This is a genomic window from Peribacillus sp. YIM B13477, from assembly GCF_042787955.1.
GTDB lineage: Bacteria > Bacillota > Bacilli > Bacillales > DSM-1321 > Peribacillus > Peribacillus frigoritolerans.
This window is the reverse complement of sequence record NZ_JBHZPD010000003.1, coordinates 248,289-261,169: the sequence shown is the minus strand read 5'-3', so window position 1 is coordinate 261,169 and position 12,881 is coordinate 248,289. Positions and strand designations below refer to the sequence as shown.

Here is a 12,881-nt window from a genome sequence, read left to right as displayed (position 1 = left end):
ATCCTTAAGCCTTTCTTAACTCAAAAAAGGAAATCGCTTGATTCATCACACATTCCCCATTGAATAACAAACCTCTGTTACCAAAATTTACTCCCTCCGCATTGAGCCTGGGTTGTTAATATTTGGTTTTTTGTTATAAATTAAATATATTATAACTAGAGGTGATTTTATTGAAAAAATGGACAAAAGAAATAGAAATAAATGCCCCAATTGAACAGGTATGGAAGTTTCTTGATGGTTCTGTAGAAAATTTGCAAAAAATCATGCCTCAAGTCGTTGAACAAAAGCCAGTTAAAATAACGGAAGAAGTGGTTGGAAGCGTATATCGCCAAAAATATCGAGAAGGAAAACGAACAGAAGAGTATGATATAGAAACATTGGAATATTTGAATGAAACTAATGAGAAAAAGCTAAAAGTAGGCTTCATACTTGCAAAAATGTTTGATATTACAGCTTTATACGAACTAAATAAAATCAATGACAATAGAACTTCCTTTACATATACAGTCACCAGTCGACCATTAAAGTGGTTTTTGAAATTACTTTTAGTATTTGCCACCGATAAAGTGGTCGTGGAATTTTTAGACCGTGTCAAAAAGGTAGCTGAAGCAGAAACAAGTGTATCAGAATGAATTAAGTCAATCTTCTATAGAGGGAATACAACTTGTCCATGTTGGAGGGTGTGCTTTATCGTTTCATTCCACTGCAGGCACTCGCTTTCCGCGGGCGGTCCGCCCTCGGCGCTTTGCGCCTGCGGGGTCTCCCTTGGACGCGTATTCCCGCAGGAGTCTCGTACACCCGCTCCAATCAACTTGTTTTAAACTTTTGATAGAACCCCTTTTGTCTACAGTCTTTTAAGGTATGTGAAAATTAGATTTCCACTGCAGGCACTCGCTTTCGCGGGCGGTCCGCCCTCGGCGCTTTGCGCCTGTGGGTTCTCCCTTGGACGCGTATTTCCCGCAGGTGTCTCGCACACCTGCTCCAATCAAATCTGCGTGAAAACTAAGTCGACACAGCAACACAAATCAAAAATAATCCATCTTTTTTCAAGGTGGATTCAAACTGAAATACAAGCCACATGGCACTATATGATGCCAATAAAAAAAGCGACCGTGATAAAGGCTTGATCGCTTGTGAAAGATATGGATTATTCAAAAAGCCCTTCCGAAAGAAGGGTCTCTTTATTTAAAGATGAAATGTTACTGCAAGCTTGAACGTCGCTTGTTTCGGGTTGTTATTACATTCAGCGTTAGCAAAATGTATGGGCTTCTCTATACCTCAATCTCCATCCCGCTGTTCCGTTCTTCGATTGGCGATAAACGCCTTTTGCCACAGCGAGGTCAAAGTAAGCGGCACCGACTGATTTAAAGAAGGTAATTTCCTCTTCATTTTCCCTGCCTGTTTTGGTCCGCATGACAAGTTCATAAAGCTCCCCGTGTATATCATTAAACGACCAATTTCCCTGATTGGCTGCAGAAATGAGTTCTCCTGCTTCAGCCTTCACGCCCGCCAAATCGTCGACGATAATTTTAGCCGCCCGTGAAACCGTGGTATTATCCACTTCTTTCATATCCGGTAAGTAAGACCCGACCCCGTTAATGTGTGTGCCCGGCTTTAAATGGAGTCCATTAAATACTGGCTCGCTCGAGCGGGTTGCGCAGCAAATGATATCTGCTTGACGAACAGCTGCTGAAACATCCTCGCAAACTTCAAAAGGAACGGTTACTCCGAAAGCCTGCAGCTTTTCACCGAATTTCTGCGCTTTCTCTTGTGTGCGATTTACTAATAAAATACGCTCAATGTCCCTTACGGCTAACACACCAATTGCTTGTTCAAATCCCATAGCTCCTGTTCCGATGATCGTGAGAACCCTTGCGTCTTTACGAGCAAGAAGGTCTGTGGCAATGCCGCTCAATGCCCCTGTTCTGAGACGTGTTAAATAGGAGGCATTCAACAATGCTAGGTGTTCGCCATTTTCTGCATCTGATAGCAAGATGACTCCTTGTGTGGTTGCCATCCCCCTTGAAGGATTCTTTGGAAAAATCGTAACGACTTTGACTGCCGAAACTTCTTCTGATAAATCAGCGCTTGGCATGTAAAGGGCCGATGCCTCGTGTTGAGGGAAAGCAAGAACTGTGCGATGAGGGTTATCTATTTGTTGAGCACCATGTGCACGCAATACGGCCTTTATATCCGCTATTGCGTTATTCATTCCATATGATTGTTGAATTTCCTTCTCGCTTATTACCAACATTCAATTGTCCTCCTTGAAGTGAAAAATCCATGGATTACATGGCACTAGTATTATGTGTTTCGTCTAATTTCTGATTGCTGCGATCCTTAACTGCCCAAATCGCTGCTAGTGACAGGACAGATGCAAAAATAATATAAAGGGCGACAGGAACATAGGAGTTATTAAATCTATCAAGTAAAGCCGTTGCAACTAGCGGCGCTGTTCCTCCTGCCAGAGCTGCTCCGATTTGATATCCAAGCGTGATGCCGGTATAACGGATCTTTGCATCGAAAATTTCCGAGAACATCGTACCAAGAACTGCTGTGATGGGAGCCCAAATAACTCCTAAACCTATCACTGTTGCAACGATTAATAGCAGTACCGATTTTTGCTGCAGCAGCCAGAAGTATGGGAATGCAAACAGTGCCATCCCGATCGTTCCGCCAATAAACAGCTTTTTGCGGCCAATCTTATCAGATAAATTCCCCATGATAGGTATTAAAATCGTCGTTATAATTGTCGCAATCATGACTGCAGTTAATGTAGCTGTCCTGGAGAAACCGAGATTTGCAGTAGCATATGATACGACAAACGTGCTGAAAATATAAAATGGAGCTGTTTCTACCACTTTGGCTCCGACGGCGATAAGCACTTCACGCCAATAATGCTTAAGAGTTTCCACAATCGGCAGCTTTGGAACTTCTCCCGATTCCTTCACTTTTTTGAAAGACGGTGTTTCATCAATTCCTTTACGAATCCATAGGCCAAAAAATACTAGCAGAGCACTAAAAATGAATGGTATTCGCCATCCCCAAGTCATGAATGCGTTTTCAGGTAGCAGTGTCATAATGGATAGGGCAACGGTTCCAAGCAGCATTCCTATCGTAACACCCATCTGAGGAATGGCTCCGAACAAGCCCCGTTTCTCAGCGGGAGCATATTCAACGGCCAATAAAAGCGCGCCTCCCCATTCACCGCCAATTCCCAGACCTTGTACTAAGCGCAGAGTGATTAATAAAATCGGCGCCCAAATCCCAACGGCTTGATACGAAGGAAGAAGCCCCATCCCAAAGGTTGCGACCCCCATTAAACTAAGTGTTAAAACAAGGGTTTTCTTTCTCCCGATACGATCGCCAATATGGCTGAAAATCACTCCGCCAAAGGGACGGATGAAGAATGCTAACGCAAAGGATGCATAGGAAAGCAACAGCCCTATTGTCGGATCCTCATTCACGAAGAATAGCTGGTTAAACACGAGAGCTGAAACGGTCCCATATAAAAAATAGTCAAACCACTCAATTGAACTTCCGACTAAACTCGCAATTAAAATTCGCCGCATTTGTTTCTTCTCCATCTTGAGTCACCCCATTAAAATTGAAGTGTCACTTCAATTTATTATTTCCTTTATTGTAAATAATTTATAATTTTCTGTCAATTATTTTATTAATGACGGAACATTCATCAAAATTTGTACTGTATAATGAAGCTAGATACTATGTAAAAAAAAGGGGGCATCTCCATGCCTTTTGATTCAATCGGGGAAAAAATGAAATCATTGAGGAAAGAGCGAAAACTAACATTAAAGAGCCTTGCTGAACAAACAGGCGTTTCGATCAGCTTTTTATCACAAGTAGAACGGGGTAAATCAAGCGTCACATTAGAGTCATTAAAAAAAATCGCTGATACATTGGATGTCAGCCCAAGTTTCTTTTTTTCTGAGGAACGTTCCCAAGAAAATTCAGATTATAATCATGAACAATTTCACTATCAGAATTTATCCAGCGGCATTCGTGATGCTGTTTTTTCGCCTATTCTTGTCACCTTAAAGCCAGGAGAAAATAAAGGAAGCGCCTTTTCTCATAGCGGACATGAATTCTTATTCATTATCGAAGGGAAGTTAACAGTGGAAATAGAGGGAAAAAGAATGGAACTCCATGAACAGCAGTCGTTCATGTTCGATGCTAGAAAAGCCCATTACTGGTTTAACTTCTCGGATCAAATTGTCCGGTTTTTGGTGGTGTCTTCGAAATAACGTCACCGTGTTGTGGAATAAAAGTATATCCAGTTAACGAAACATGTCGTACAAAAGGATAGATGTTAAACAGCAAGGAATATGAGAACACAATGTCGAATAAGAAAAATCTGTTGTCGCCTCTTGTCTGTTTACTGTAAATGTAACAAACAGTAAGCTTCGACGAACGGCTTCGGTAAAATCATGAAATTTTATATAGGATATATTGAGTTCTGGAGGGAGCTGTATTATGCAAAAGGCAATCGTAGTTTATTATCTTACCGAAAAGAAGAATAACTTAAGTGATTTAAATCAACTTTTGCAAGAGGGATGGAAGGTTGTCTCTCAGAGTGCTATGTCAGGTGCAGGTGGCGGTGGAGCAGTTTATTCACTTGTTATAATAGAGAAAGATTAGGAAACGATGCTTCGGGATTCATTGCCACTAACGGGAAACGATAGTTCAATTAACCGCCTATTCAAAGGGCGGTTTTCTTTGTTATTTTGAAAGGAATAATCCGATTAATAGAAATAAAGGATGATGATAATGAAATAACACTCATAACTAAGAATGGCAACAATGGAAAGAGGGAGCTTAATAGGTTTGGAAGTCTTTAACTGTTAATTTGTGTCTTTGCATTAGGTCCTCATTAGTTGATAAAATGATTTATCAGCTGTGTTTCTTTGATGAAACTATTAATGTGGAGCGCTATGCTTACCTTTCAACAAATAGAAAGTGGGATTTTATGATTAACCTGGATCAAGTGAGTAAAAATTTTTCACAATTTCAGGCTATTAAGTCTGTTACTTTAACAATACCTAAAGGTGAAATTCATGGAATAATCGGAGCAAGCGGAGCAGGGAAATCAACGTTGCTGCGGCTAATGAATTTGTTGGAGACCCCAGATGCGGGCGAAGTGGAGGTAAACGGCCAAAGCTTGACAACATTGAACAATAAAGCACTTCGAGGGGCACGGAAGTCGATTGGCATGATCTTTCAGCATTTTAATCTTGTGGCAAATAAAACGGTTTATGACAATGTTGCAGCCTCTTTAGAGCTGGCAAATTATCCAAAGAAGGAACGTCGGAGCCGTGTTGCAGAGTGTCTTCAATTTGTCGGATTGGAGGGTGAGATGGAGAGATATCCTGCACAATTAAGCGGGGGACAAAAGCAGCGTGTTGCCATTGCAAGGGCATTGGCAAATAACCCGCAAGTGTTGTTATGTGATGAACCGACCTCTTCCCTTGATCCAAATACAACCGCTGAAATATTAGACGTGCTAGAAAACATCAACAAACGCTTCGGTGTGACGATAGTCATCGTTAGTCATGAGCTGGATGTCATTAAAAGTATATGCAATCGTGTATCGATCATGGCAGAGGGGGAGATTTATGACACGGTCATAATCGAACCAACCGGGATTCAAAAAAAGGATAATCGTCCAGAATACTTTATCGAACAATTAGCAGAGAATGGTGGGCTGGGCCATGCCTGAGATTTTAGTTCAATATAAGGCAGAAATTTGGCAGTCAATTGGAGAAACCATTACCATGGTGGGTGTGTCCATTTTAGCTGCGATTTTGATTGGATTGCCTGTCGGGACCTTGCTATTTCTTTCTAGGAAGGGTCATTTGCTTGAAAATCCGTGGACTTTCTCGATTTTAAATTTACTTGTGAATATTATCCGTTCATTCCCGTTTTTATTATTGGTTGTTTTTTTAATCCCGTTTACAAGGCTCATAATCGGCACAGCCATTGGTACAGCAGCTGCTTGCGTTCCATTAGCGATCATCGCCATTGCCCATTATTCGCGATTGGTCGAGCAATCTTTATTGGACGTGCCAAAGGGTGTGATCGAGGCAGCCATTTCGATGGGGGCTTCCATTAAGGATGTCATATTTAAATTTCTTTACGTGGAGGCTCGTTCAGGGCTAGTCCTCGGACTAACAACATCGATTATCAGCTTTATTTCCTATTCAACGATCATGGGAGTGGTCGGAGGCGGCGGTATTGGCGACTTTGCCATCAGGTATGGCTACCAGCAGTTTAAAACAGAGCTAATGATTTATATGATTATCATTATGATTATTCTAGTACAGCTTATCCAATTTATTGGAACGGCAGTAGCCAGAATGATTGATAAAAGATAAATAATGGAGGGAAACATCATGAAAAAAATACTCTTTCTTATGGCAGCAATTATGTTGTTTTTAGTAGGATGTGGAAAGACGAATGAAGTAAAAGAGAAAGAAAATGCGCAGAATCAGGAGAAGGAAGAGGTAACATTGAAAGTGGCCTCACTCATTCCCCCAATGACGGAAATCCTTGAGCTTGTTAAACCAAAGCTGGCAGAGGAGGGCATTAACCTGGAAATGGTCGTATTAAGTGATAATGTGCAGCCTAACACCGCACTAGCGGCAAAAGAAGTGGATGTGAACTTCTTCCAACACGTTCCATATATGGAGGAATTCAATCGAAACAAAAATGCCGAGCTAGTACCAGTGAAACCCATTTATTTTGCCAATTATGGTGTGTATTCCAAAGAATACGATTCAATGGATAAATTGCCAGAGGGTGCCGTTATTGCCATTGCAAATGATGTGTCGAATATCGATCGCTCATTGGCCTTGCTGGCACAGCATAAAGTGATCACTTTAAAGGAAAAAAAGGGTCCATACTATACAATGTCTGATATCACTGAGAACCCTAAAAACTATAAGTTTAAAGAAGTCGATTTATTAATGCTAGCGAGAACGTATGATGAAGCAGATGCGATCGTGATAACACCTGCTTACGCTGCACCGCTTGGTTTGACACCAAAAAATGACGCCCTTCTCACAGAAGGTGTTGAAAATGACTTTGCGATTACATTAGTGGCACGCAAGGATAACGTGGATTCCGAGCCAGTCCAAAAGTTGGCCAAGGCCATGACAAGCCCGGAGGTACGCAAATTTTTAGAAGAGAAATATAGTGAAACGGCCATACCGGCATTTTGATTTTGATACAAAGAAAGGGCTATTCCTTCAACAGGAATAGCCCTTATTTACGTATTAGTTTAACTTTGCAAATTTTGTGGCTCCTGGAAAATTACAAAGCATAAAGAAATATTCTATTATCCTACCTTCTTTATACTATAAATCCGTTTAATAAAAAGTCCCTTCATTTCTTGAATAAATATAGAAACTCTTCTAAAATATATTTAGTCCATAATTTTACAGTGAATAAAAATATTACATAGAAATGAATAAGAAAAGAAGTTGAAAGGACTTTCCATTATGTCGATGATTTACGAATCTCAAACACTAGTTTCTGCCATGCAAACGCGTGTCGGACAATATAAAGATCTAAAGGAACAGCTCACGGAATTAAAAAAAGGATTTGAGAGTATCGTTCATTTGGATGATGAGCTGCAGGGGCAAGGAGCAGAGGCCATTAAAGGGTTTTACAAAGCACAGATCGATGTCGTGGATTCTTGGCTGCGTCTAATCAATCGGCATGTTGCCTTTTTAAGCGGAATTCAAGGAGATACAATCGAAGCGAACCTTAGTGAAACCGTGGTTACGGTCCCTTTTTTAGAGGAAGAGCTGACAAATGCGACTCGAAATTCCAAGGAAATGGTCACAGCCCAGAAAAATGATCTGAAAAAAATATTGGCTGGAATTGATGATATCATTCAGTTAGATCCTTTTTCCGATGATGCGTTCTTTGAAAATATCGAGAAAGCTGAAACAAAACGGACCCAAACGATAGACAAAGTAAACGAAATCGATCATAGGTGGACGACTGAATATGCCAAATCCGAAGCGGACCAAGCGGCAGTGACGGCACTCATGGAGCAATTGAAAGTATCCAGTACAAGGGGAGGAGTAGTATCCCCGCTCTATTTTAATGCAACAGCTTATAAAAATAGTGAAGCCTATAAAAACCTGGAAGTCAGGAAAAAAGAGACCGCGGAATACCTGAAGGTTAAGAAAGAGGAAGCAGAGAATCGCCGGATCAAAGACTTGAAGGCACAACTCGACCATGTAACAGATCCAGATGAGTTCCTCAAAATCGCCAAGCAGATCGGGTACGAAAACTTAGCGCCCACCCAGCAGCAATATGTCATGCAGCTAGAAGCGGCTAAGCAAACCGCAGACATTGCAAAAGGAATCGGCGTAGGCCTTTATGATGTAGGTAAAGACTTTGTGACAGGAGTTTGGGACTTTGTCACAGACCCTGGCGAAACGGTTGAAGGCGTGGCAAATTCAATCATGCACCCGATTCAAACCTATAAATATATATCCAAATCCATCTCCGACTCATATGAACGGGATATGGTAAATGGCGATGCCTATTCGCGGGCTCACTGGGTATCCTATGCCCTCGGAACAGTCGTCACATCAGTAGTAGGAACAAAAGGCGCAGGATCCATAACGAAAACTGGGGTAGCCACTACAAAAGCGGCTGCAGTAAAAGGTGTTACGAAAGCAAAAGAACTGGCCACTATCCCTAACCTTTTGCCATACAATCCAAAAAACCAACTGTCGTTGGCAGGTGGAGTACCTTATAATGTGGTTAATGGTGTTGGGTTGAAGGATCAGTTAATTTCTAAGGCTCAAAAAGTCTCAGATCCAACAAGAAAACCATTTACAGGTAACAATATATCACTACCTTGGTTGAATAATGAAAAATATAATGCTGTTGAAGTACAAGGGAAAGTTAAAGCTAAAGGTAAGATAAAAGATATAGACCGAAGAGTGTATCAGATCAAGGATTTAGATATAAATAAATTAGATCCGATAACAAATGAAACCAATTTGCAAAGAATGAAGAGTGGTCGTGCTCCGTATGCAAATGATGGAACTAAAATTAATTTACATCATTTAATTCAAGAAGAACCTGGCACTATGTTAGAGATACCAGAGAGTTTACATAAACAATATAGTAAAGTAATACATGGATTGAAAAATAATGGAGAAAGTTTTAGAAATATTCCTGAGCTTGAAAGTCAATATAAAGCATTCCATAGAAAGTATTGGAAGTGGAGAGGTAAGCAATACGAAACTCAAGACTAGAAGGTGAATAAGTTGAAGTATTCTGAGTTACAAGAATTTATTATGGAAAATCGTCAAGATGCTTATTTTACAGGTGGAGTAAGCGATGAAAAAGTTAAAGAAACTGAAATTAAACTACAAGTCCTACTTCCGGATAGCTACAAATGGTTTTTAAGAAACTATGGTTATGGTGGTATTTTTGGTGTAGAAATAATTGGTTATGGTTTAAATGGTCCAGCAGTAGTAGATGCCACTAAAGATTATCAGAAGTATTATAAATTAATTGATGGGATAGTTGTTATAGAAAACGTTGATGAATTTGCCTATTGCCTCGATACTAATAAAATGAAGAATGGTGAATGCCCAGTTATTATGTGGGATAATCAAGAAGGCTATGGTCGAAAGGTAGCTGATAATTTCCTAGATTATTTGATCGAAAGCCTTGAAGAGGCAAAAGAAAACTGGGATGAAGATGAAGAAGATTGGTAAAAGCTGAAGGTAATAGTTATTTAGCTCATTTGTTATAAAGTAAGAAATATTCTTAAATAAGAAGAAGTGGATAGTGCCTTTCGAAGATCAAAGGGACTATCCACTTTGCAGTCGACCCACCAGCAATACTCCTACAAATAGAATCCTTTAGACATTGCAAAGGGAATTGGCGTAGATCTATGGTAGTTGTTTTCGAATTAAATTCTGCATACTTAACATCTTCTTACGGTGAATTTAATAGAGAAATGACTAAGTTACTTAAAACTTATGAATCATTTAGCCAGGAATATATCTTAAGAAGTATTTTAGAACAAAGAATAATATAAAAAGATTAACCTTGTCATAGTCAAAATAGTTTGTTAGGAGTACTAGGGAGGAAATTATGCAGTTTGTTGTAAGAAATATGATTGATGATGATTTCAACTACAAGTATATATATGATTTCTTTTCAGAAAAACAATTGGAAACATTTAAAAATTGGATTTACAATAGACACCATAAGAATATAAATAACTCAATGACTATAAAGCTTAATTCAGAATGGATTACACGAAATTATTTAAGTTCCAAAATGATTTTATCAGCAACAGTAATGTTGACATCTTTAGAGTATGCAATTGAAAAGAATCTTAAAATGACAGTACCATACCTGTATTATTACTCATTGATTACATGTTGTCGCGCTCTTTTGTATGTAAATCCATATAATGAATGGAAGGAAAATAGTGATTTTTTAAATATGAGTCACTCTAAGATGATTAATCTTACAAAAGACTACTTAAATCACTTGGATATAAATTATGCATTAAAAGTAGACAATATTTTAAATGAGTTAAAAGATTCGAGAGAATTATTTTCTTATAAATTTCCATCAACAGGGCTAGATATTGTTAGTGAATACAATCTAGACGAGATTATTAAGATATGTAGTACACTCTGTGAATTAGCTCAGTTAACCAGCGAGCAAATACAAAAGTACTCTTTTAAGAAATGTATGGATAACTATGAGGAATGGAACAGAGTAGATATAAATTATTTAGAACACACTTATAGTTATAAAGGTATAACAGATTCTGAAGATTGGCATAGAATCGATTATATTATAAGGAAACAGCCATTTCCAGCTAGTATATATTATACAATGACCGAGGGAATGGTGGAGGACTACTTTGGAGCTTGGTGTCCTGATGATGAAGACTATGATTTATACAATCCAGATATAAATTGGAGAATAATATTTCCAGTTCCATAAAAAGAAAAAGCCTCACTTAGATAACACCACGGAGAGCTGTATCATAAGTAAATGAGGTTTTTTACCTTAAATTAGTCAAGATGAAACGTACTATAGTGTGAAGAAAGTGAGTTTTAATTATAAGAAATAAAATTAGGAACTTAAGCAATACCGACTAGGAATTGGGATTATATTCTATTTACCTAAAAATGTAAAAATAAAGAAATTTATAAATATTGGTGGGAATTTACTATTTTTCTAATTAAAGTAATAATTAGAAATAATAATTAGGAGTCTTGGCAATTGAAAATAAAAGAAGTAACACTACATAAAATAAAGAAATATAACAATCGAGTTGTTTTTGACTTTATGGCAGGACAAAATATTAACACAATAAGTGGAAAGAATGGTGCTGGGAAGTCTACTATTTTTGAAGCTTTAATAGAGTTACAGAAAGCATATTTTGTACAGAAAATTTTAACAGAAGAAATTCCTTACGAGGGTAGAGATTTATATACTGAAGTAGGAAAAGAACTGTTTCAGTTTATGATTGATGATAAAGCGTATATTGAAGTTGTCTTTCAGTTCGATAAGATAGACCAAGAAATGGAAAAAGATAATTCGATTACTGGAGCTCAAGAAATTAGCGATGATCAGCAAGAGGCTGCTTCAGCAATAGAAGTTCAGGACGAAGTTATCGAAGTTAAAGTTATATTAAAGGCAAAAAAGATTGAAAATGAACAGGTTTATTGGGCAATAGAGATTACTGACGAGGAAGAAGCTGTTCTAAGTTCATTTTGGAATCTGAAAAGTCCCAAGAATATTATTGCTTTTATTAGTTCAAATAAGCATATTATTGAAAAAGACGTTACATTTGATGATATAAAGTTAAAGCAAGATAAGATTATTTCTCCTATTGTTAAGTTTGTTTTAGACCCTACTAGTATTTTTGAAAATTTATATGAAATTCTAGTAAATGATTATTTACATGAAAAAATAATTCCTGTTACTCGAAAAGGACCATCTCCAAGAAAAGATTTATATTATCATGTAACTAAAATGTTATTTGCAACTTTAATGCCTGATTTGTCCTTTACAAATTTATCAGGCTCTAAAAGGGAAAATCAGTTTATATTTAGTGCAAAAAATAATAAATCTTTAAGAACGAAACAATATGACATGAGGCAGTTTAGCTCTGGAGAAAAACTAATATGGTATACATTACTATTTATTAATTATATAAAAAATATGGGGATTCTAATTATTGATGAGCCAGAAAATCATTTACATGAGGAAGTTGCTTGTAAACTTTCTACTTTATTACATGACATTACTTACTCTGATGATTTCAAAAAATTTATTAGTGAATTAAATATTGGCCAGAAATCCCTCACGACAATTGTGAGTGAACTTGATAAAGGTTATGATAAATTCCGTTTAAATCAGGTATTCTTGCTAACACATTCGAAAGGGTTAATCTACCATAACTTTTCCAAAGGGACAAACTTTGTATTAGGTGAAACACTTACGCCGATTGATTATGCTTCTTGTGAGCAAACACTTCGGAAATTAGGAATTAGCTATGTTAATGACAAAATACTATTTGTTGAAGGCGATACTGATATAAAAGTACTTGAAAGTAAATTAGACCGATATAATATAAAAGTTAGAGCTTTAGATAGTTGTTCTGAGATAATTAAGACTTTTGAAGGTATCAAAAAAGTAAGCACATTTTTAAAGGACCCAATGTTTGTGTTTTTAATAGATAGAGACACTAGAAGTGTACATGAGATTGAATCTATAAAAAATAGACATGGAGAATATTTTGAAAATCATTTTATAGTAATGGATAAGCATGAATTAGAAAATTATTTTTTATAACC

The 12,881-nt window shown here is 37.7% G+C and carries 12 protein-coding genes; 10 read left to right on the top strand and 2 right to left on the bottom strand.

All coding sequences use genetic code 11. The features are described from left to right. The first annotated feature begins 161 nt into the window (after window positions 1–161). On the top strand, window positions 162–632 hold the full coding sequence (locus tag ACFX4H_RS12985) for an SRPBCC family protein (protein WP_377435514.1): 471 nt from the start codon (window positions 162–164) through the stop codon (window positions 630–632). Between the two features lie 617 nt (window positions 633–1,249). On the opposite strand, the gene ACFX4H_RS12980 is transcribed toward ACFX4H_RS12985, so the two are convergent. Together ACFX4H_RS12980 and ACFX4H_RS12975 are read right to left on the bottom strand one after the other, a co-directional pair. Further along, on the bottom strand, window positions 1,250–2,254 hold the full coding sequence (locus tag ACFX4H_RS12980) for an ornithine cyclodeaminase family protein (RefSeq protein ID WP_377435512.1): 1,005 nt from the start codon (window positions 2,252–2,254) through the stop codon (window positions 1,250–1,252). Window positions 2,255–2,288: 34 nt separating this feature from the next. After that, the gene (locus ACFX4H_RS12975) at window positions 2,289–3,587 is read right to left on the bottom strand and encodes an MFS transporter (protein ID WP_377435510.1); all 1,299 of its coding nucleotides are present in this window, start codon (window positions 3,585–3,587) and stop codon (window positions 2,289–2,291) included. Window positions 3,588–3,752: 165 nt separating this feature from the next. Between ACFX4H_RS12975 and ACFX4H_RS12970 the strand changes: the two genes are divergently transcribed. The 9 genes from ACFX4H_RS12970 to ACFX4H_RS12930 all read left to right on the top strand — a co-directional run bounded on the left by ACFX4H_RS12970 (window position 3,753) and on the right by ACFX4H_RS12930 (window position 12,879). Then, window positions 3,753–4,265 (top strand): helix-turn-helix domain-containing protein, encoded by a 513-nt coding sequence (locus ACFX4H_RS12970; RefSeq protein WP_377435507.1) that lies wholly within the window; start codon window positions 3,753–3,755, stop codon window positions 4,263–4,265. Window positions 4,266–4,494: 229 nt separating this feature from the next. Then, window positions 4,495–4,659 carry a hypothetical protein gene (locus ACFX4H_RS12965; protein ID WP_153246167.1) on the top strand — a complete coding sequence of 55 codons (165 nt, stop codon included), beginning with the start codon at window positions 4,495–4,497 and terminating at the stop codon, window positions 4,657–4,659. 328 nt (window positions 4,660–4,987) lie between these two features. Beyond that, window positions 4,988–5,737 carry a methionine ABC transporter ATP-binding protein gene (locus ACFX4H_RS12960; protein WP_063590210.1) on the top strand — a complete coding sequence of 250 codons (750 nt, stop codon included), beginning with the start codon at window positions 4,988–4,990 and terminating at the stop codon, window positions 5,735–5,737. Next, on the top strand, window positions 5,730–6,392 hold the full coding sequence (locus ACFX4H_RS12955; protein ID WP_377435505.1) for a methionine ABC transporter permease: 663 nt from the start codon (window positions 5,730–5,732) through the stop codon (window positions 6,390–6,392). The genes ACFX4H_RS12960 and ACFX4H_RS12955 overlap by 8 nt, the downstream gene beginning before the upstream one ends. Before the next feature lie 18 nt (window positions 6,393–6,410). Further along, window positions 6,411–7,238, top strand: coding sequence for a MetQ/NlpA family ABC transporter substrate-binding protein (locus ACFX4H_RS12950; protein WP_063594653.1), 828 nt, complete (start codon window positions 6,411–6,413; stop codon window positions 7,236–7,238). A gap of 279 nt (window positions 7,239–7,517) precedes the next feature. Continuing rightward, a complete protein-coding gene (locus ACFX4H_RS12945; protein WP_377435502.1) occupies window positions 7,518–9,299 on the top strand; it encodes a T7SS effector LXG polymorphic toxin in 1,782 nt (593 codons plus the stop codon). 12 nt (window positions 9,300–9,311) lie between these two features. Continuing rightward, window positions 9,312–9,767: an SMI1/KNR4 family protein gene (locus tag ACFX4H_RS12940; RefSeq protein WP_377435500.1), complete on the top strand. Its 456-nt coding sequence runs from the start codon at window positions 9,312–9,314 to the stop codon at window positions 9,765–9,767. A gap of 382 nt (window positions 9,768–10,149) precedes the next feature. Beyond that, window positions 10,150–11,019, top strand: coding sequence for a hypothetical protein (locus tag ACFX4H_RS12935; protein ID WP_377435498.1), 870 nt, complete (start codon window positions 10,150–10,152; stop codon window positions 11,017–11,019). 282 nt (window positions 11,020–11,301) lie between these two features. Then, window positions 11,302–12,879 carry an AAA family ATPase gene (locus ACFX4H_RS12930; protein ID WP_377435496.1) on the top strand — a complete coding sequence of 526 codons (1,578 nt, stop codon included), beginning with the start codon at window positions 11,302–11,304 and terminating at the stop codon, window positions 12,877–12,879. The last annotated feature ends 2 nt before the right edge of the window (window positions 12,880–12,881 follow it).